The organism is Cupriavidus sp. FW305-27 (assembly GCF_058787995.1).
Genome location: NZ_JBYTAG010000007.1, coordinates 32795 through 51711 on the forward strand (window position 1 = coordinate 32795; position 18917 = coordinate 51711).

Below are 18917 nucleotides of genomic sequence, written 5' to 3' on the forward strand. Positions count from 1 at the left end.
CGGTCTCGATCCAGCGCCTGGCGCCGTGGGCGACTCCGGCGGCCCGTCGGTCTTGTCCGACCTGCGTGCCTCCCCTATGTTCCATGAGAGTCTCGGCCGTCATCATTACCAGGAATGAAGCTCACAATATCGGGCCATGCCTCGAAAGCGTGTCCTGGTGCGAAGAGGCGATTATAGTGGATTGGGCCAGCACGGATGACACTGTGGCGATTGCGCGTGCCGCCGGCGCCACCGTCATCCAGACCGACGACTGGCCTGGCTTCGGCCCGCAGAAGAACCGCGCGGTTGACGCCGCCACGGGCGACTGGATCCTGAGTCTCGACGCCGACGAACGTGTCACGCCCGCCCTGCGCGACGAGATCCTGGGCCATCTGAAGCGGTCCGACGCCCACGCGCTTGCGCTGCCGCGCCTGTCAGCGTTCTGCGGCACCTTCGTGCGCCACGCCGGCTGGTACCCGGACTATGTGACCCGCGTCTTCCGCAAGGGCCGCGGCCGCTTCACGGATGACCTGGTCCACGAACACCTGAAAGTGGACGACCCGGTCACCCATCTGCGCGAGCCGCTGATCCATTACAGCTACCGCACATTGTCGGACGTGCTGCGCAAGATCGACAGCTACTCCAGCGCAGGCGCGCAGCAGGCCTACGCGCGGGGCAAGCGTAGTTCGGTGGCGTCCGCCGCGGGCCACGGCCTGTGGGCCTTCATCCGGACCTACCTGCTCAAGCGCGGCTTCCTGGACGGCAGCGCAGGCTTCGGCGTGGCGCTGATGAATGCGCAGGCAAGCTACTACAAGTACGCCAAGCTGGCGCAGTTGCAGGCCGACACCGATCTCAAGGCAGCCGCCCCTGAGGTCACCCGTTGAGGCGCCGGCCGCCCCTCCCCTTTATTCCATGCATCGATGAAAGTTGGCATCTCCTGCAATCGCTTCGGCGCTGGCGGCGGCCTGGAACGCTATGCGCTCGACATCAGCCGGGCCATGGCAGGCCGCGCCGGCACCGAGGTGTCGGTCTACGCGCGCCGCTTCGACGCCGGCGTGGCAGAGTCGGCCGGCATTGTCCCGCACCGGATCGTGGTGTCGTGGCTGCCCGGCAAGCTGCGCGACCGCTACTTCTCGTGGCGGCTGCAAGCGCGCCGTCCCGCGGACGAAGTGCTGATCGGCTGCAACCGCGTGCGCGGCTCCGATATCGCCATCTGCGGCGGCACCCATCGCGGCTATCTCGGCGCGCGCGGCACGACAGCGCGCCGCTCCGACCAGTGGCAGATCGACCTGGAGAGTGCGCAGTATGCTGGCGCGCACCGCGTGGTGGCACATTCGGCGCTGATGCGCCGCGAGGTGATCGAGCTGTACGGGATGCCGCCGGACCGCGTGGAACTGATCTACCCGCCGGTCGACACGCAGCGCTTCACGCCGGTCGACGCCGACGCGCGCGCCGCGTTGCGCCGTGAGTTCGGTTTCGGTGACGATGAGGTCGTATTCCTGTTCCCGTCTTCGGGCCATGCCCGCAAGGGTTTCGACCTGCTTGCCGACTATTTCTCCAAATCGGACCTGCCGATCACGCTTGCCGTGGCCGGCCGTCCGGTCGGGCGCACCATCCCGCGGGTACGGGAACTGGGCTACAGCAGCCGCATCGACGCGCTCTACCGCGCCGCGGACTTCACCATCCTGGCGTCGGGCTATGAACCGTTCGGACTGGTCGGCGTGGAATCGGTGCTGTGCGGCACACCGCTGGTCTTTGCCGACAATATTGCCTGCCTGGAGGTGATCCGGCCGCAGGCGGTGCATGCCTTCGCACGCGATCGCGCCGAGACGCTCGACCGCGCGATTCACGCCGCGGTCGACGCGGCACGCAGCGGCCAGGGCCGGCTGGCGAATCCGATGGCGATGCTCAACTACGATCCGGGCATCGAGGCCCACGTCGACGCGCTGCTAGCACTGGCGGCCAGCGCGCGCGCCGCCCGGCAGGCGGCCTGAGACCGCCGCTGCCGTCGGCTTATTCGTAGAGGGTGCTGACGCTGTCCGGCGACAGTGCCAGCCGCAACGCGGTCAGCGCCTCGTCGGAGGGCACCACCTTCCAGTCCGCTCCGAGCATGGCCTCGCACGAAGCCGCCCCCGACTGGTAGTGGATGCGCACCGGCAAACCCTGTCCACCGCTGGCGCGGGCCAGGTGCGGCATCAGCAGTTCGCGCAGCATCCCGGTCGAGGAATTGCCATTCATCGACAACCGCACGGCGCTGGCAAACTTGACGCGTGCGGCCACCAGGTCCATCACCGATTCCGCCGTAAACCTCACCCCACCGGTAAACGTATCGTGCCGCGCGTTCCCCGTGGCGATCAGCAGCTCGTCCTCGCGGAACATGTGCCGGTTGGCGTCGAACAGCTCGTTGAACACCGTCATCTCGACCAGCCCGGTGCCGTCGTCGAGCGTGACGATCACCATCTTGCCGCGCTGCGTCATCTGCGTGCGGACGCCGCTGATCACGCCGGCGATGGTCTTGCCGCGCACGTCGCGGCCGAAGCCGCCGCCGTTGCCCTGCACTTCCTTTTCCAGCGCGGCCAGCGTGCCCTTGTTGAAGCGGCGCACCTCGTCGCGGTAGGCATCGAACAGGTGGCCTGAGAAGTAGTAGCCGAGCGCCTGCTTCTCTTCCTGCAGCGTGCGCTTGGGACTCCAGCGCGGCTCGTCGAGCAGCTCGGGGCGGTGCGCATCGCCGGCATCGCCCATCAGGTCGAACAGCGACACCTGGTTGGCGGACTCGGCCTTCTGCTCGGCGGCCTCCATCGCGATCGGCACCGAGGCCAGCAGCTGGGCGCGGTTGTCGTTCAGGCTGTCGAAGGCGCCGGCGCGGATCAGCGCCTCGATGGTGCGGCGATTGACCTGGCGGCGGTCGACGCGTTCGCAGAAGTCGAACAGATCGGTGAACGGGCGCTCCTCGCGTGCGCGCAGGATATCTTCGATCGCGCCCTGGCCGCTGCCCTTGATGCCGCCAAGGCCGTAGCGGATGGTCTTGGGGTCGGTCGGCGCGAAGCGGTATTCGCTGGCGTTGACGTCCGGCGGCAGCACCGCGAGCTTGTTGAGCTTGCAGTCCTCGTAGAGGATCTTGACCTTGTCGGTGTCGTCCATGGCGAGCGACATGTTGGCTGCCATGAATTCGGCCGGATGGTGGGCCTTGAGCCAGGCGGTGTAGTACGCCAGCAGCGCATACGCGGCCGCGTGCGACTTGTTGAAGCCGTAGCCCGCGAACTTCTCCATCAGGTCGAAGATATCGTCGGCCTGCTGCGCGGAGAGGCCGTTCTTGTCGGCGCCTTCGCGGAACATGACGCGATGCTGGGCCATCTCCTCGGGCTTCTTCTTGCCCATGGCGCGGCGCAGCAGGTCGGCGCCGCCGAGCGAGTAGCCGCCGATGATCTGCGCCATCTGCATCACCTGCTCCTGGTAGACCATGATGCCGTAGGTCTCTTTCAGGACGGGTTCGACGCGCGGATCCGGGTACTCCACCTTCTCGCGGCCGTGCTTGCGCGCGCAGAAGCTGGGGATCAGGTCCATCGGGCCCGGGCGGTACAGTGCCACCAGCGCGATGATGTCCTCGAAGCGGTCAGGCTTGGCGTCCTTCAGCATGCCCTGCATGCCGCGGCTTTCCAGCTGGAACACGGCGACCGTGTTGGCGGTCTTGAGGATATCGAAGGCGGGACCGTCGTCGAGCGGGATATGGCTGCAGTTCCAGTCAGCCTTGCTGGGGTCGAGACGGCGGATATAGCGCTCGGCCCAGTCCAGGATGGTCAGCGTGGTCAGGCCCAAAAAGTCGAACTTGACCAGGCCGGCGGCCTCGACGTCGTCCTTGTCGTACTGGCTGACCACGCCGCTCATGCCGTCGTTCTGCGCGCCCTGCGTGTACAGCGGGCAGAAGTCGGTCAGCCGGCCGGGCGCGATCAGCACGCCGCCGGCATGCATGCCGACGTTGCGGGTCATGCCTTCGACGCGCTGTGCCAGCTCCAGCAGCTGGCGCACTTCTTCCTCGTTGCTCTCGCGCTCGGTCAGCAGCGGCTCTTCCTTCTTGGCTTCCTCGATGGTGACCAGCTTGCCCGGCTTGAACGGGATCAGCTTGGCGATGCCGTCGACAAAGCCGTAGCCGAGATCGAGCACCCGGCCCACGTCGCGCACCGCGGCCTTTGCCGCCATGGTGCCGAAGGTGGCGATCTGCGATACCGCGTCCTTGCCGTACTTCTCTTTCACGTACGTGATCACGCGATCGCGGCCGTGCTGGCAGAAGTCGATGTCGAAGTCGGGCATCGAGACCCGTTCCGGGTTCAGGAAACGCTCGAACAGCAGCGCGTACTTGAGCGGATCCAGGTCGGTAATGCCGAGCGCATACGCGACCAGCGAACCGGCGCCCGAACCGCGGCCCGGTCCCACCGGCACGCCGTTGTTCTTGGCCCAGTTGATAAAGTCCGCCACGATCAGGAAGTAGCCGGGGAAGCCCATCTTGATGATGGTGCCGGTCTCGAATTCCAGCCGTGCGTAGTATTCCGGGCGCTTGGATTCGCGCACCGCCTCGTCGGGGAACAGCACCGCCAGGCGCTTCTCCAGCCCGTCCTTGGCCATGTAGACCAGGTAGTCGTCCAGCGACATGCCGTCGGGCGTCGGGAACAGCGGCAGGCGCGGCTTGCCCAGTTCCAGCGTCAGGTTGCAGCGGCGCGCGATCTCGACCGCGTTCTCCAGTGCCGAGGGGATGTCGGCGAATAGCGCGCACATCTCGTCCTGGGTCTTGAAGTACTGGTCGGTGGTAAAGCGCCGCGTGCGGCGCGGATTGGCCAGCAGCTCGCCCTCGGCGATGCACACGCGCGCCTCGTGCGCGGTGTAGTCGTCCGGCGTCATGAACTGCACCGGATGCGTGGCCACCACCGGCAGTTGCAGTTCCGCCGCCAGTTGCACGGCCTGCTGCACGTAGGCATCGGTGCCGGCATTGCCGGCGCGCTGCAGTTCGATGTAGAAGCGCTGCGCGAATACCGTGGACCAATGCTGTGCCGCGCGGCGCGCACCGTCGGCATTGCCGTTGGCCAGCGCCATGCCGATATCGCCACCCATTGCGCCCGACAGGGCGATCAGGCCGGTCGCGAGCGGCAGGTCGTCTTCGCCGGGTTCCAGGAACCAGGCCGGATCGATCTCGGCGCGGCCGCGGTGCTGGTTGCCCAGCCACGCACGCGACAACAGCATGCACAGGTTCAGGTAGCCGCGGCGGTCCTGCACCAGCAGCAGCAGGCGCGACGGCTTGTCGCGGTCTTCGGCGTTGGTGAGCCAGACGTCGGCACCGACCACCGGCTTCACGCCCTTGCCGCGCGCCTCCTTGTAGTAACGGATCAGCCCGAAGGCGTTGGCGAGATCCGTCAGGGCGAGCGCGCCCATGCCGTCGGCGGCAGCGGCCTTGACGGCGTCTTCCAGGCGGACGATGCCGTCCACGATGGAGTATTCGGAATGCAGGCGGAGGTGTACGAAGCGGGGTGCGGACATGGGCGACATTGTACCGGCTCGGGCCGCTGGCATGCCTCCGATATTGCGTGCGGGCGGCCTGGCGCGAGGGCCCGGCATAGCTGATCGGAGTGCTTGGGAATGCGCGGCGGCGGCGCCCGCACGCGTTATAATTTCACCTTTCCAATCAGGCAGTTATCGCAAGCCGTCGGCGCCCTTCGGGACGCGGCCGCGCAGGCGCAGTCTCCCATGCAGATCGTCAATATTTCCGCTTACAAATTCGTCTCGCTGGACGACATCGAGACCCTGCGCCCGGCCATGCGCGAGCGCTGCGAAGCGGCCGGCCTGAAGGGCACGATCCTGCTCGCGCCCGAAGGCATCAATATGTTCCTGGCCGGGCCGCGCGCAGCCATCGACGGTTTCATGGACTGGCTGCACGCCGATGCGCGCTTTGCCGATATCGCGCCCAAGGAAAGCCTGTCGGAAAACCAGCCCTTCAAGCGCATGCTGGTGCGCGCCAAGAAGGAAATCATCACCATGAAGATGCCGCTGATCCGCCCCGAGGAAGGCCGCGCGCCGTCAGTGCGTCCGACCGAACTGAAGCGCTGGCTGGACCAGGGGCACGACGACGAAGGCCGCCCGGTGGTGATGCTGGACACGCGCAATGATTTCGAAGTCGCGGTTGGCACGTTCGAAGACGCCGTGGAATATGACATCGCCAAGTTCAGCGAATTTCCCGAGGCGGTGGCGGCCCACAAGGCGGAGCTGGAAGGCAAGACCGTGGTGTCGTTCTGCACCGGCGGCATCCGCTGCGAGAAGGCGGCGATCCATATGCAGGAAGTCGGCGTCGAGCGCGTGTACCAGCTCGAGGGCGGCATCCTGAAGTACTTCGAGGAAGTCGGCGGCAGCCATTATCGCGGCGACTGCTTCGTCTTTGACTACCGCACCGCGCTGAACCCCAACCTGGAGCCGGCCGGCCCCAAGCAGTGCTTTGCCTGCCGCGCGGTGGTCACGCCGCAGGAGCAGCAAAGCCCGCACTACGTGGTCGGCAAGAGCTGCCCCCACTGCATCGGCAGCAAGGACCAGGCCGCAGCGTAAGAAGCCGGCGGCTCAGGCGGCCAGCAGGTGGTAAAGATTGCGCAGCATGCCCGCGGTGGCGCCCCAGATAAAGCGGTGGCCGCCAGTCTCGCGCGGATAGGGCATGGCGTAGAACACCCGCTCGCCGTCGACCCAGCGGAACAGCCGCCGTTCGTGGTGGGATGGGTCCATCAGAAACGCGAGCGGCACCTCGAAGACATCGGCGACCTCCGAGGCATCCGGGCGCAGCGTGAAACCGTCGCGCACCAGCCCTACCACGGGGCTCACGTGGAAACCGGTGCCGGTAATGTAGTCCGGCAGCGCACCCAGCACTTCGACATAGTCGCGCGCCAGCCCCACCTCTTCTTCCGTCTCGCGCAGCGCGGTGTCGATACGGTTGACATCCCATGACTCCTGCCGCCCGCCCGGGAAGCTGATCTGCCCGGCATGCGCGCTCAGGTTGGCATTGCGCTGCGTCAGCAGCACCGTCAGGCCGTCATGGCGCTCCACCAGCGGCACCAGCACGGCGGCGTCGCGCAGTCCGCGGCTGCGGTCATAGACGCGCGATTCATCGGTCAGCTCCGGCGCCCAGGCCGGCGGCACCCGGAAGCGGTGCCGGATAAAGTCCACCTCAAGCCGCGGCGCGCTCAGGGCGCCGTTGCGCAGGTCGGTGTCGATGACGGGGAGGGATTCGGGATCGAAGGCAGGACGCATAACATCGCAAGTATGACAGAAGCGCGCATTCTGGCGCTGCAGCAAAAAGCGCCTGCCGCTTCCACCGTTGCGCCGCGCCAATGCAAAAAGGGCACCCTGGGGTGCCCTTCCTGAGGAAACGCTGGCCGGGCTGCCCCGGCCGGCATGCCCAGCTTACTGCGCAGCCTTGGCAGCGACAGCAGCCTTCGACACCAGCTTTTCCTTGATACGTGCGGACTTGCCCGAACGCTGGCGCAGGTAGTACAGCTTCGCGCGACGCACGTCGCCGCGACGCTTCACTTCGATGGCAGCGATCAGCGGCGAGTACAGCTGGAACGTACGTTCCACGCCTTCACCCGACGAGATCTTGCGCACGATGAAGGACGAATTCAGGCCGCGGTTGCGCTTGGCAATCACGACGCCTTCGTAGGCCTGCACGCGCTTGCGGTTACCTTCCACCACGTTCACGCTGACAACCACGGTGTCGCCAGGCGCGAATGCGGGGATGGTCTTGTTCGCGGTCAGACGCGCGATCTCTTCCTTCTCGATCTGCTCGATGATGTTCATCGTTTTTCTCCGTAGCCATCGTGCCGGCGTTGTATGCCCCAGGCATTGCCCGGGCCCCGGCAGAGGATGGGGTTTTACCTGGCGGGGGTCTCCCCCCGCCCTTCCTTCGCCGCCCATTCCGACAAGAACTTCTCGTCGGCCCGGGTCAGCAAACCTTGTTTGCGAGCGGCCTCGATCAGATCGGGGCGCTTGCTCGCGGTATTGGCCAGCGCCTGCTGGCGCCGCCATTTCTCGATCTCGGCGTGATGGCCCCCGAGCAGGATCTCGGGCACCCGCACGCCTTCATATTCTTCCGGCCGCGTGTAGTGCGGACAATCCAGCAGGCCGTTGACAAAGCTGTCCTGCACGGCCGACTGCGCATCGCCCAGCACGCCCGGCAGATGCCGCACCACGGCGTCGATCAGCGCCATCGCCGGCAGTTCGCCGCCCGACAGCACAAAGTCGCCGAGGCTGATTTCCTCGTCCACGCGGCGGTCGATCAGCCGCTGGTCGATGGCCTCATACCGGCCGCACAGCAAGACCAGGCCCGGCCGTTCGGCCAGTTCCATCACCTTGGCATGCGACAGCGTCTTGCCCTGCGGCGACATCAGCACCACATGCGGCTCTGGCACGCCGGCCTGCGCCTGAGCCGCCACCGCGGCATCGATCGCGTCATCCAGCGGCTTGGCCAGCATCACCATGCCGGGGCCGCCGCCGTAAGGACGATCGTCGATGGTGCGGTAGTTGTCGACCGTGAAATCACGCGGATTCCAGGTACGCAAGCCATAGCGCTGCTGCTTTGCCGCCCGGCTGGTGATACCCCAGTCGGTCAGCGCGCGAAACATGTCGGGAAACAGCGTGATCACATCGAACTGCATCCGCTCTCTCCCTTCCGAACCCCGCACCGCGAAGGCACGGGTTCAGTAATCGAGCCCCCAGTCGACCACGATGCGCTTGCCCGCGGTATCGACCGAGCGCAGGAACGCATCGACAAACGGGATCAGCCGTTCACCGGCCTTGCCGTCAGGGAGCACGCAGGCCACCTGCAGGATCTGGTGGGCACCGTTGTCGATCAGCCCGGACACCTCGCCCAGCAACTCGCCTTGCTCGTTGCTGACGGTGCAGCCGATCAGGTCGACCCAGTAGAACTCATCTTCTTCCGGCGCGGGAAAATCCGCACGCCGGATCCACACGCGACGGCCCTTGAGCGCTTCCGCAAGATTGCGGTCGGCCACGCCGGACGCTTGCGCCACGACGGTGCCGCTGTGCTCGCGCGACTGCGCGATCTTCACGCAGACGGGCTGGGCACGCGACGCATCGGCCGCCACCAGCCCCGCCTGCGGCGGTGCCAGCAGCCACCAGCGGCGGGCATGCAGCAGGGCCGAAGCATCATCGGCATGCGGCAAGACCTTGATCCAGCCGCGGATGCCGTAGGCAGCGCCAATATAGCCGACCTCCACCAGGTCTTCCGGCAGGGGGTCGGCATACAGGAGCGCCGCGGGCAGTTTGCAAGCCTTTTGCGGCTCGCCCTGGGGCTGAACCAGCGGTCGGTTCAGCGGCCGGGCGGCGCCCTGCTTTCGTTCAGTCACGTGTGCAATAAGAACGCGCCCGGCCGGCCGCAAAAACGGCTCGACGGGGCGCGCTGCAGGCGACTATCAGGCAGCAGCCTTGGCGGCGCCTTGCTTGACCAGGCGGGCAACGGTCGGCGACAGCTGAGCGCCAACACCTTGCCAGTAGGCCAGGCGGTCTTGCGCCAGGCGCAGGCCTTCTTCACCTTCCGTAGCCAGCGGGTTGTAGAAACCAACGCGCTCAATGAAACGACCATCGCGACGGTTGCGCGAGTCGGTGGCGACGATGTTGAAGAACGGGCGCTTCTTGCTGCCGCCGCGAGCCAGACGGATAACGACCATGGAATGATTCCTCAGAAAACGGGGTGTTCGAGGACGTTCGAACACGAAACGCAAGAGTATAGCCCAATTACCGAGGCCAAACAAACACTTAGGTGATTGACGCGCGCCTGCCGCGCAGGCATCGTGGCAAAAACCGCGACAGGAGGCCCGACATGCGCCCCGTTCTGCACTTCATGGCTCGCACCTTACGGCCTGCTTCCCTGCTCGCCATTGTACTGCTGGCAAGCACCGGGTCCGCGCCGGCCGCCCTGCCGCTGGACCAGGTCCGGCTGCCGCCTGGTTTCCGCATCGAGGTGCTGACGCAGGACGTGCCGGGTGCACGCGCCATGGCGATGTCGCCGTCGGGCACGCTCTTCGTCGGCTCGCGCAGCGAAGGCAAGGTCTACGCGGTGACCGACGCGCTGGGGGCCCGGCCGCGCGTGCGCACGGTCGCCACCGGGCTGCGCATGCCGGTCGGCGTGGCGTTGCACGACGGCAGCCTGTACGCATCCTCGGTGTCGAAGATCGTGCGGATCGACCATATCGAGGCCAGCCTCGACCAGCCGCCGGCACCAGCGGTGGTGAGCGACCGCTTCCCGACGGACGGGCATCACGGCTGGAAATTCATCGCCTTCGGCCCCGACGGCTACCTCTACGTGCCGGTCGGCGCGCCATGCAATATCTGCGCGCCGGACGAGAACCGCTACGCCAACATCATGAAGATGAAGCCCGACGGCAGCGACCTGCAGGTGGTGGCACGCGGCGTGCGCAACACCGTCGGCTTCGACTGGCACCCGGCCACGCGCGAGCTGTGGTTCACCGACAACGGGCGCGACCGCATGGGCGACGACGTTCCCGACGACGAGCTCAACCGCGCCACCGCTGCCGGCCAGCATTTCGGCTACCCTTACTGCCATGCCGGCACGGTTGCCGATCCCGAATACGGCAGCCAGCGCCCCTGCGCCGAGTTCGTGCCACCGGTGGCCCGCCTGGGTGCGCACGTCGCGGCCCTGGGCATGCGCTTCTACACCGGCACGCAATTCCCGGCGGCCTACCGCCACAACGTCTTCATTGCCGAGCACGGCAGCTGGGACCGCAGCGAGCCGTCCGGCTACCGCGTGGTCCGCGTGGCGCTGGACGATGCCGGCAAGGCGGTGCGCCAGGAGGTGTTCGCGCAGGGCTGGCTGCGCGGCGGCAGGCCGTGGGGCCGCCCGGTCGATGTCCTGGTTGCGCCGGACGGTTCGCTGCTGGTCAGCGACGACCTTGCCGGGGCCATTTACCGCATCCGCTACCGACCCTGAATCCCGCTGAAAACCCCACGGAACGGGGGTCTTGGTGGCCGAAACAATCCGTTACACCGGTAACGGGATTGGCATAGGCGCCCCGATGGCCCATGCGTACCATGAACCCATCTTCCAACAGCAACACAGTGCGTCAGGAACCTGGGAATCCGCATGCTCACCCGCTCTCTCCTGCGCGACCTGGTGGCTGGCATCCTGGTGGCCTCGGGCCTGGTCGGCGCGGTTGCCACCAGCCATGCCCAGGTCGCGTTCTGGCAACAAGTACGGCCCGATAGCCGGTCCGCACGGATGCAGCCGCAGCCCCGCGACGGCTGGCAGATGGCCAGCGTGCGCGCCGAGAGCCGCGAGCACGTGCAAGCCCAGATCGACCGCATGGAAGCACGTGCCCGTGCCGACGACCGCCTGAGCGGGCGCCGCGCCGCGCTGGCTGGTGCCCGCGACGACAACCGCGGCCGCGGCCAGGAACGCGACAACCCCAATGAAGCCCGCAACGACTCCCGGCCAGGCAACGTCGGCCCCGGCTGGCAGGCACGTGGCCGCGACAATGGCCGATAACGGTCGCTGCTGACGGCTGTCGGCGCAACCCCGCCCATTGCCGCACGGCCCAACGGTCTTTCGGCTGTTCGCGGAACTCCGCCCCCGCTCTCCCTGTCTCTATTTAAGTGTGTGCCCCGCTTTCCGGGTGCCACGCACAGGCTGCCGCCCGGCGCTGTCCGGGGCTCACAGCGTGCCGTCCAGTGCAGACGGCAATCGAACTGACCTGCCTCTGCCCGACACCTCCTGCCGGACCCGATCAAGACGGCACGGGCGCAGCCTCCAGAAAGACAATAACAATAATTCTGTGAGGTTTATCATGCCATCCCTTCTTAGCGACCTGGCCGAACATGCCGGCCAGTTATCGCTGTCGATCCTGTTCATGGGCATCCTGACCCTGGTCCTCTACGGCGAAACACATATCAGCGAGCACGCGGTGGCCTTCCTGGACGGCCTGCAGTCAGGCTGGCATTAGCGCCGTCCTGCGCGTCTTCTGACGCACTTCCCTTTCTTGCGCTGACTGCCGGCGTACAATGTGGGCCGGCCGGTACCCATGTGCCGCCGTTCCTGTGCCGGTGCATTGCCGGCCCGCAACCGCCGGAAATCCGACCATGCCTGCAGCCACGCCAGCCCGCCATTCCTCGACGCTCGCCTCGCCGCCCGCCCGCGGCAAATCGAAGCTGCTGACGGTGGCGCTGGCGTTCCTGTGCGGCAGCCTGGGCGCGCATCGCTTCTACCTGGGCGGCCTGCGCGATCCGTATGGCTGGGTGCACCTGCTGGCGCTGCTGGCAGGCGCGATCGGCGTGGCCTCGATGGCGACCGGCGCGGGCAGCCCGGCGCTGAACTGGACCTTCGCCGTCGCCGGCGGAGCCTCTGTCATCAGCGCCTTCCTGGCGGCCATCGTCTACGGGCTGCGCCCGGACGACAAATGGGACGCGCGCTTCAACCAACTCGGCAAGCCTACACGCTCCGGCTGGCCGGTAGTGATCCTGGTGATCCTGTCGCTGCTGATCGGCACCGGCCTGCTGATGGCCGGGCTGGCATTCAGTTTCCAGACCTTCTTCGAATCGCAGGTCGAGGCCGCCCGCGCGTTGTCGCAATAGCTGCCGCGGCGACATTGGCGCCGTGCATTTCGACCTGCTCGACATCGCCGTCTTCGTCCGCGCCGCGGCGCTGGGCAATCTGTCGGCCGCCGCGCGCGGCCTGGGCTTGTCCACCTCCAGCGCCAGCGCCCGCCTGGGCCGGCTGGAACAGTCGCTGGGCAGCCGCCTGCTGCATCGCACCACCCGGCGGCTGGCACTCACCGCCGACGGCGAGCGCTTCCTGCCACATGCGGAGCAGTTGCTTGCCACCGCGGCTCTTGCCAGCGCATCGGTCGGCACCAGCGCCGAGCGCCCGCGCGGGCAGTTGCGCGTGACCGCGCCGGCGTCCTTCGGGCGCCAGCATGTCTCGCCGGCGCTGCCCGAATTCCTTGCCGCCTACCCCGATATCGCGCTTGACCTGCGCCTGACCGACCAGGTGATCGGACTGGTCGATGCCAGCATCGACGTGGCGCTGCGCATGGGCGTGCTGCCCGATTCCACGCTGGTGGCACGCGCGCTCGCACCCAGCCACCGCGTGATCTGCGCCTCACCCGCCTACCTGCAGCGCCACGGCGTGCCGCGCCACCCGGACGACCTGCGCCAGCACAACTGCCTGGTGCTGGCCGACCAGTCGGCGTGGCGCTTCAATACGCCGCTGGGCGAGACCGTGGTGCACGTGCGCGGCAACCTGCGCGTGGATAACGGCGAAGTGCTGCGTGATGCGGTGGTGGCCGGCGTCGGCATCTCGCTCAAGTCGACCTGGGATGTGGGCCCGCTGTTGCGCAGCGGCGCGCTCGTGACAGTACTGGACGAATACCCGGTGGTGCCGGCAGTGTCGATCTGGGCAGTGTTTCCCAGCCGGCACCTGGTACCGCCCAAGACACGCGCCTTCGTGGATTTCTTCGCCGAGCGCTTCGGCAACCCGCCCTATTGGGACCGGCCCGATACCTAGAGCGCACTGCGCGCTTGCGCACGATCAAGGCCGGCGCAAACGGCGGCTCTCCTTTCCGCCAATTCGCCCATACTGTTAGAGCCGACCGATTCCGGCGGCGTCACGCGCGGCGGGGCCACACCCTGGCGCAAAGGAGCAAGCATCGACATGCCAACCTATGAGGAAGGACGCCTGGCGGCGATCGCTGTCAGGCTGGCGCTGTCCTCGGGACTGCCGCCATCGAGCGCGAAGGCCGCGCTGGAACTCGCCAGCAGCATGATCGGCGACCAGCAGGCCACCGAACGCGCCCGGAAGACTCAGAACAGCGAACCCTGCGGATCGTCCTTGCCGCGGGGCCCCCTGACTGGCGGGCGGAAACGCGACGTATCCAGCTCGAACCGGTTGTAACGAAACCCTAGCCGTTCGGCGGCCTTGTAGAAACGCTGGCGCAGCAAGTCCGCCCACACGCCCGTACCGCGCATGCGCGAGGCAAAGCTGGCATCGTAGGCTTTGCCCTCGCGCATGTCGCGCACGCGGTTCATCACCCGTTCCGCGCGCTCGGGAAAATGCGCCAGCAGCCATTCCTCGAACAGAGGCCGCACTTCCCAGGGCAGCCGCAGCACGATGTAGTTTGCATAGACGGCGCCCGCTTCGTGCGCCGCTTCCAATACACGCTCCAGGTCGGGTTCGGTGATGAACGGGATCACCGGGGCGATGCTCACACCCACCGGGATGCCGGCGTCGGTCAGCGTGCGGATGGTGCGCAGCCGGCGTGACGGCGTGGCCGCGCGCGGCTCCAGCGTGCGCGCGATGCCAGCATCCAGCGTGGTGATGGTGACCGCCGCCACCGCCAGCCGCTTCGCCGCCATCGGCGCGAGCAGGTCGATATCGCGCTCGATCAGAGACGACTTGGTAATCAGCGCCACCGGGTGGTCGCACTCGTTCAGCACCTCCAGCACGCCGCGCGTGATGCGCTGTTCGCGCTCGATCGGCTGGTAGGCGTCGGTGTTGACGCCCAGCGCGATGGTCTCGCAGCGGTAAGACGGCCGTGCCAGCGCCTCGCGCAACCGCTCGGCGGCGTTGGCTTTGGCATAAAGCTGCGTTTCAAAGTCCAGCCCTGGCGACAAGTCCAGGTAGGCGTGCGTCGGCCGGGCGAAGCAGTAGATGCAGCCGTGCTCGCAACCGCGGTAGGGGTTGAGCGAGACATCGAACGGGATGTCGGGCGATGCATTGCGCGTCAGGACCGAACGGGCGCGCTCGATATGGACTTCCGTGCGCAGCGGCGGCAGCGGGGCTGCCTCCGGCGACGGTGCGGCTTCGGTGGTACGCGGCGCCTCTTCTGGTGCACTGCTCCAGCCATCGTCGAACGCTTCACGCAGGTCGCGCTCGAAACGCCCCTGCAGGTTGCTCACGGCGCCTCGGCCCTTGCGCGCCACGGGCGGCCGCGGGCCTGCCTGCGGCGCGAGTGCGTCGGGGTCGGCATCGGGCCGCGTCGGGCGGCTGCCGACAGGCTTGGGTTTCGGCGGGGGGCGCTCCATGCTGGCCTTGGTCACACTGCCTGGCTCTTCTCCTCGACGGAAATCGCCAGCGTCTCCTTGATCTCTTCCATCACCACATAGCTCTTCGACTGCGCTGCGCCGGGCAGCTGCAGCAGGATGTCGCCCAGCAGCCGGCGGTATTCACCGATCTCGCGGATGCGCGCCTTGATCAGGTAGTCGAAATCGCCCGATACCAGGTGACATTCCAGCACTTCCGGGATACGCAACACCTCGCGCCGGAACTGCTCGAACATATTGCCCGACTTGTTGCCCAGCGAGATCTCGACGAACACCAGCAGCGCGCTGCCCAGCAGCGCCGGGTTCAGCCGTGCGTAGTAGCCCATGATGACACCATCGCGCTCCAGGCGCTTGACGCGCTCGATGCAGGGCGTGATGGTCAGCCCGACCGCCTCGGCCAGGTCCTTCATCGACATCCGGCCGTCGCTCTGCAGCGCCGTCAGGATCTTGCGGTCGAGCCGGTCGAGGGTGCGCATGGGCTGGCGACTCGTTCTCATGAGTTTTTCCTGTTTTCCTGAGAAATTCGATAACAATGACTGGGTTGGTTTCAATAGTATAGAGATAAATCCTTTATCAACTTGTCACCGCAGTTGGAGCCCCCGGACATGCGCGTTCTCGTACTAGGCAGCGGCGTTATTGGCGTCACCAGTGCGTGGTATCTGGCCAAGGCCGGTCACGAAGTGACCGTCGTCGACCGCGAGGCCGGGCCCGCGCTCGGCACCAGCTTTGCCAACGCGGGGCAGATCTCGCCCGGCTATGCGTCGCCGTGGGCGGCGCCGGGCGTACCGCTGAAGGCGATCAAGTGGATGTTCCAGCAACATGCCCCGCTCAGCATCCGTCCGGACGGCACGCTGTTCCAGCTGCAATGGATGTGGCAGATGCTGCAGAACTGCAGCGCCGAACGCTACGCCGTCAACAAGGAGCGCATGGTACGGCTGGCCGAATACAGCCGCGACTGCATCCGCGCGCTGCGCGCGGAGACGGGCATCGCTTATGAAGGCCGCCAGCAAGGCACGCTGCAGGTGTTCCGCACCGACGAGCAGCTGCAAGGCGCGGCCAAGGACATCGCCGTGCTGGAAGAAGCCGGCGTGCCTTACCAGTTGCTTTCGCGCGAGGAACTCGCCGCGAGCGAACCGGCGCTGGCCGCCGTCCGCCACAAGCTGGCCGGCGGCCTGCGCCTCCCCAACGATGAAACCGGCGACTGCGCGCTGTTTACGCAACGGCTCGCGGGCATGGCCGAGCTGCTGGGCGTGAAATTCCTGTACAACCGCTCGATCGACAGACTGATGACCCAGGGCGATGCCGTCACCGGCGCCGTGGTCGACGGCCAGCCGATGGATGCCGACCTGGTGGTGGTGGCGCTGGGCAGCTGGTCGACGCAGCTGGTCAAGCCGTTCCTGCGTGGCATGTCCAACCTGCCCGTGTATCCGCTCAAGGGCTTCTCGATCACGGTGCCGCTGAGCGATCCGTCGCGCAGCCCGGAGTCCACCGTGCTGGACGAAACCTACAAGGTTGCCATCACCCGCTTCGACGACCGCATCCGGGTGGGCGGCATGGCGCAGATCGTCGGCTATGACCGCAGCCTGGATCCGGCCAAGCGCCGCACGCTCGAACACGTGGTCACCGACCTGTTCCCGGGCGCCGGCGATGTCAGCCAGGCCACCTTCTGGACCGGCCTGCGCCCGATGACGCCGGACGGTACGCCGATCGTCGGCCCGACCCAGGTGCGCGGCCTGTGGCTGAACACGGGCCACGGCACGCTCGGCTGGACCATGGCCTGCGGCTCGGGCAAGCTGCTCTCGGACCTGGTCTCTGGCACGTCGCCGGCGATCCGCGCCGACGACCTGTCGGTGGGCCGCTACCTGAAGCCGGCGCGCCATCACCTGGCGCCCAGGCCGGCCACTGCCTGAAGCAGGCTGCCTCGATAAGCAAAAAGGGCGGCCCCGCGGGGCCGCCCTTTTTCTTTCCGGCGACTGTCAGGCCACTCAGAACTGCTCGGCCGTCATCGCATTCACCGGTGCCGCACCACTGACGATGGCATCGCGCAAAGCCGACGCCTGCGACAGGATGTGCTCCGCAAAGAAATGCGCGGTGGCGATCTTGGCGTCATAAAAGCCCGGATCCTCGGCCCGCTTCGCATCGGCGGCCAGCATCGCACGGCCGAACTGCCAGCCAGAGAACACGATGCCGCACAGCTTCAGGTAAGGCACGCTGCCGGCAAAGACGGCGTTCGGGTCGGACTTGGCATTGGCCACGACAAACGCCACCACGTCTTCCAGCGCCGCGCGACCCTTGGCCAGTTGCGCCTGTACCGCGGTGAACCCGGCGCAGCTGTGATTGCCCAGCGCAGCCTCGGTCTCGGCGATCTGCGCGCAGATCGCACGCGCCACGGCGCCGCCGTCGCGCACGGTCTTGCGGCCGATCAGGTCGTTGGCCTGGATTGCCGTGGTGCCTTCGTAGATCGGCAGGATGCGCGCGTCGCGGTAGTGCTGCGCCGCACCGGTCTCCTCGATAAAGCCCATGCCGCCGTGCACCTGCACACCCAGGCTGGTGACGTCGATCGACAGCTCGGTGCTCCAGCCTTTCACCACCGGCACCAGGAACTCGTAGAAGGCCTGGTTCTGCTGGCGCACCGCTTCGTCGGGATGCTGGTGCGCCGCGTCGCTGGCGGCCGCGGCCACGTAGGCCACGGCGCGCGCGCCTTCGGTCAGCGCGCGCATGGTCATCAGCATGCGCTTGACGTCAGGGTGGTGGATGATGGTCACCGCCTCGCGCGCCGAACCATCGACCGGGCGGCTCTGCACGCGCTCGCGCGCAAAGGCCACCGCCTGCTGGTAGGCGCGTTCGGATACGGCGATGCCCTGCATGCCGACCGAGAAGCGTGCCGAGTTCATCATGATGAACATGTACTCGAGGCCACGGTTCTCTTCGCCGACCAGCGTGCCGATGGCGCCGCCATGGTCGCCGAACTGCAGCACGGCCGTGGGGCTCGCCTTGATGCCCAGCTTGTGCTCGATCGAGACGCAATGCACGTCGTTGCGCTCACCGGTGCTGCCGTCGGCGTTGACCATGAACTTCGGCACGATGAACAGCGAGATGCCCTTGACGCCCTCGGGCGCGGTGGGCGTGCGGGCCAGCACGAGATGGACGATGTTCTTCGCCATGTCGTGCTCGCCGTAGGTGATGAAGATCTTGGTGCCGTACACCTTGTAGGTGCCGTCGCCCTGCGGCTCGGCACGGGTGCGCACTGCGGCCAGGTCCGAGCCGGCCTGCGGCTCGGTCAGGTTCATGGTGCCGGTCCACTCGCCCGAGATCAGCTTGGGCAGGAAGGTGGCCTTCTGCTCATCCGTGCCGGCCGTCAGCAGCGCTTCGATGGCACCATCGGTCAGCAGCGGGCACAGCGCGAACGACAGGTTCGCGGTGTTCAGCATCTCGTTGCAGGCGGTGGCGACCAGCTTGGGCAGGCCCTGGCCGCCAAACTCCTGCGGATGCAGCACGCCCTGCCAGCCGCCCTCGCCGAACTGGCGGAAGGCCTCCTTAAACCCGGGCGTGGTGGTGACCACGCCGTCCTTCCAGCTGCTCGGGTCCAGGTCGCCGGCGCGGTTCAGCGGCGCGACGACCTGCTCGTTGAACTTGGCGGCCTCGTCCAGCACTGCCTCGGCCGTTTCCGGCGTGGCTTCCTCGAAGCCCGGCAGTTTGCTCACGGCCTCTAGCCCGGCCAGCTCGTTCATGACGAACAGCATGTCCTTGATCGGCGCACGGTAAGTCATCAATGTCTCCCAACATGTATGAAAAAGCCGTTCGCGGGTCACCCCCGGAACGGCTCGTACTTGCTACCAGTGCCG

18 protein-coding genes are annotated in these 18917 nt (G+C 67.0%); 9 read left to right on the plus strand and 9 right to left on the minus strand.

Annotated features, from left to right (window positions below; translation table 11 throughout):
• The first annotated feature begins 83 nt into the window (after positions 1–83).
• A complete protein-coding gene (locus AC3WRI_RS04860) occupies positions 84–863 on the plus strand; it encodes a glycosyltransferase family 2 protein (protein WP_037023915.1) in 780 nt (259 codons plus the stop codon).
• Positions 864–899: 36 nt separating this feature from the next.
• Complete coding sequence (locus AC3WRI_RS04865; protein WP_011614782.1) at positions 900–1973, plus strand: glycosyltransferase family 4 protein; 1074 nt, start codon at positions 900–902, stop codon at positions 1971–1973.
• Between the two features lie 19 nt (positions 1974–1992).
• On the opposite strand, the gene dnaE is transcribed toward AC3WRI_RS04865, so the two are convergent.
• Positions 1993–5505, minus strand: a complete 3513-nt coding sequence (dnaE, locus tag AC3WRI_RS04870; protein WP_041687221.1) for a DNA polymerase III subunit alpha — start codon at positions 5503–5505, stop codon at positions 1993–1995.
• Between the two features lie 207 nt (positions 5506–5712).
• On the opposite strand from dnaE, the gene AC3WRI_RS04875 reads away from it, so the two are divergent.
• Positions 5713–6561: a sulfurtransferase gene (locus AC3WRI_RS04875; protein WP_058696978.1), complete on the plus strand. Its 849-nt coding sequence runs from the start codon at positions 5713–5715 to the stop codon at positions 6559–6561.
• Between the two features lie 12 nt (positions 6562–6573).
• On the opposite strand, the gene AC3WRI_RS04880 is transcribed toward AC3WRI_RS04875, so the two are convergent.
• The 5 genes from AC3WRI_RS04880 to rpsP all read right to left on the minus strand — a co-directional run bounded on the left by AC3WRI_RS04880 (position 6574) and on the right by rpsP (position 9689).
• The gene (locus AC3WRI_RS04880; protein ID WP_010812923.1) at positions 6574–7254 is read right to left on the minus strand and encodes a CoA pyrophosphatase; all 681 of its coding nucleotides are present in this window, start codon (positions 7252–7254) and stop codon (positions 6574–6576) included.
• A gap of 153 nt (positions 7255–7407) precedes the next feature.
• Positions 7408–7800, minus strand: coding sequence for a 50S ribosomal protein L19 (gene rplS, locus AC3WRI_RS04885; protein WP_010812924.1), 393 nt, complete (start codon positions 7798–7800; stop codon positions 7408–7410).
• Positions 7801–7874: 74 nt separating this feature from the next.
• On the minus strand, positions 7875–8657 hold the full coding sequence (gene trmD / locus AC3WRI_RS04890; RefSeq protein ID WP_011614780.1) for a tRNA (guanosine(37)-N1)-methyltransferase TrmD: 783 nt from the start codon (positions 8655–8657) through the stop codon (positions 7875–7877).
• A gap of 42 nt (positions 8658–8699) precedes the next feature.
• Positions 8700–9323: a ribosome maturation factor RimM gene (gene rimM, locus AC3WRI_RS04895; RefSeq protein ID WP_051398514.1), complete on the minus strand. Its 624-nt coding sequence runs from the start codon at positions 9321–9323 to the stop codon at positions 8700–8702.
• A gap of 111 nt (positions 9324–9434) precedes the next feature.
• Entirely contained in the window at positions 9435–9689 is a 255-nt protein-coding gene (gene rpsP, locus AC3WRI_RS04900) for a 30S ribosomal protein S16 (protein ID WP_010812927.1), read from the minus strand.
• 152 nt (positions 9690–9841) lie between these two features.
• Here rpsP and AC3WRI_RS04905 point away from each other — a divergent pair, with 152 nt between their 5' ends.
• The 5 genes from AC3WRI_RS04905 (at position 9842) to AC3WRI_RS04925 (ending at position 13537) form a co-directional block, all read left to right on the plus strand.
• On the plus strand, positions 9842–10969 hold the full coding sequence (locus AC3WRI_RS04905; RefSeq protein WP_439671422.1) for a PQQ-dependent sugar dehydrogenase: 1128 nt from the start codon (positions 9842–9844) through the stop codon (positions 10967–10969).
• A 153-nt stretch (positions 10970–11122) separates the two neighbouring features.
• Positions 11123–11524, plus strand: coding sequence for a hypothetical protein (locus tag AC3WRI_RS04910; RefSeq protein WP_010812929.1), 402 nt, complete (start codon positions 11123–11125; stop codon positions 11522–11524).
• Between the two features lie 298 nt (positions 11525–11822).
• Entirely contained in the window at positions 11823–11978 is a 156-nt protein-coding gene (locus AC3WRI_RS04915; RefSeq protein ID WP_010812930.1) for a hypothetical protein, read from the plus strand.
• A gap of 136 nt (positions 11979–12114) precedes the next feature.
• The gene (locus AC3WRI_RS04920; protein WP_010812931.1) at positions 12115–12606 is read left to right on the plus strand and encodes a TM2 domain-containing protein; all 492 of its coding nucleotides are present in this window, start codon (positions 12115–12117) and stop codon (positions 12604–12606) included.
• Positions 12607–12628: 22 nt separating this feature from the next.
• On the plus strand, positions 12629–13537 hold the full coding sequence (locus AC3WRI_RS04925; RefSeq protein ID WP_492292685.1) for a LysR family transcriptional regulator: 909 nt from the start codon (positions 12629–12631) through the stop codon (positions 13535–13537).
• Positions 13538–13833: 296 nt separating this feature from the next.
• On the opposite strand, the gene AC3WRI_RS04930 is transcribed toward AC3WRI_RS04925, so the two are convergent.
• The gene (locus AC3WRI_RS04930) at positions 13834–15054 is read right to left on the minus strand and encodes a PA0069 family radical SAM protein (RefSeq protein ID WP_371258345.1); all 1221 of its coding nucleotides are present in this window, start codon (positions 15052–15054) and stop codon (positions 13834–13836) included.
• 11 nt (positions 15055–15065) lie between these two features.
• A complete protein-coding gene (locus AC3WRI_RS04935) occupies positions 15066–15569 on the minus strand; it encodes an Lrp/AsnC ligand binding domain-containing protein (protein ID WP_010812934.1) in 504 nt (167 codons plus the stop codon).
• 108 nt (positions 15570–15677) lie between these two features.
• Between AC3WRI_RS04935 and AC3WRI_RS04940 the strand changes: the two genes are divergently transcribed.
• Positions 15678–16982: a D-amino acid dehydrogenase gene (locus tag AC3WRI_RS04940; protein ID WP_010812935.1), complete on the plus strand. Its 1305-nt coding sequence runs from the start codon at positions 15678–15680 to the stop codon at positions 16980–16982.
• Positions 16983–17057: 75 nt separating this feature from the next.
• Here the strand turns inward: AC3WRI_RS04940 and AC3WRI_RS04945 are convergent, their stop codons facing one another.
• Positions 17058–18842: an acyl-CoA dehydrogenase gene (locus tag AC3WRI_RS04945; RefSeq protein WP_454750226.1), complete on the minus strand. Its 1785-nt coding sequence runs from the start codon at positions 18840–18842 to the stop codon at positions 17058–17060.
• Between the last annotated feature and the right edge of the window lie 75 nt (positions 18843–18917).

Bases quoted from the DNA above. Each gene is read 5' to 3' on its own strand.
- AC3WRI_RS04860 (WP_037023915.1), top strand. From the start codon at position 84: ATGAGAGTCTCGGCCGTCATCATTACCAGGAATGAAGCTCACAATATC.
- AC3WRI_RS04865 (WP_011614782.1), top strand. From the start codon at position 900: ATGAAAGTTGGCATCTCCTGCAATCGCTTCGGCGCTGGCGGCGGCCTG.
- dnaE (WP_041687221.1), bottom strand. From the start codon at position 5,505: ATGTCCGCACCCCGCTTCGTACACCTCCGCCTGCATTCCGAATACTCC.
- AC3WRI_RS04875 (WP_058696978.1), top strand. From the start codon at position 5,713: ATGCAGATCGTCAATATTTCCGCTTACAAATTCGTCTCGCTGGACGAC.
- AC3WRI_RS04880 (WP_010812923.1), bottom strand. From the start codon at position 7,254: ATGCGTCCTGCCTTCGATCCCGAATCCCTCCCCGTCATCGACACCGAC.
- rplS (WP_010812924.1), bottom strand. From the start codon at position 7,800: ATGAACATCATCGAGCAGATCGAGAAGGAAGAGATCGCGCGTCTGACC.
- trmD (WP_011614780.1), bottom strand. From the start codon at position 8,657: ATGCAGTTCGATGTGATCACGCTGTTTCCCGACATGTTTCGCGCGCTG.
- rpsP (WP_010812927.1), bottom strand. From the start codon at position 9,689: ATGGTCGTTATCCGTCTGGCTCGCGGCGGCAGCAAGAAGCGCCCGTTC.
- AC3WRI_RS04905 (WP_439671422.1), top strand. From the start codon at position 9,842: ATGCGCCCCGTTCTGCACTTCATGGCTCGCACCTTACGGCCTGCTTCC.
- AC3WRI_RS04910 (WP_010812929.1), top strand. From the start codon at position 11,123: ATGCTCACCCGCTCTCTCCTGCGCGACCTGGTGGCTGGCATCCTGGTG.
- AC3WRI_RS04915 (WP_010812930.1), top strand. From the start codon at position 11,823: ATGCCATCCCTTCTTAGCGACCTGGCCGAACATGCCGGCCAGTTATCG.
- AC3WRI_RS04920 (WP_010812931.1), top strand. From the start codon at position 12,115: ATGCCTGCAGCCACGCCAGCCCGCCATTCCTCGACGCTCGCCTCGCCG.
- AC3WRI_RS04930 (WP_371258345.1), bottom strand. From the start codon at position 15,054: ATGGAGCGCCCCCCGCCGAAACCCAAGCCTGTCGGCAGCCGCCCGACG.
- AC3WRI_RS04935 (WP_010812934.1), bottom strand. From the start codon at position 15,569: ATGAGAACGAGTCGCCAGCCCATGCGCACCCTCGACCGGCTCGACCGC.
- AC3WRI_RS04940 (WP_010812935.1), top strand. From the start codon at position 15,678: ATGCGCGTTCTCGTACTAGGCAGCGGCGTTATTGGCGTCACCAGTGCG.
- AC3WRI_RS04945 (WP_454750226.1), bottom strand. From the start codon at position 18,842: ATGACTTACCGTGCGCCGATCAAGGACATGCTGTTCGTCATGAACGAG.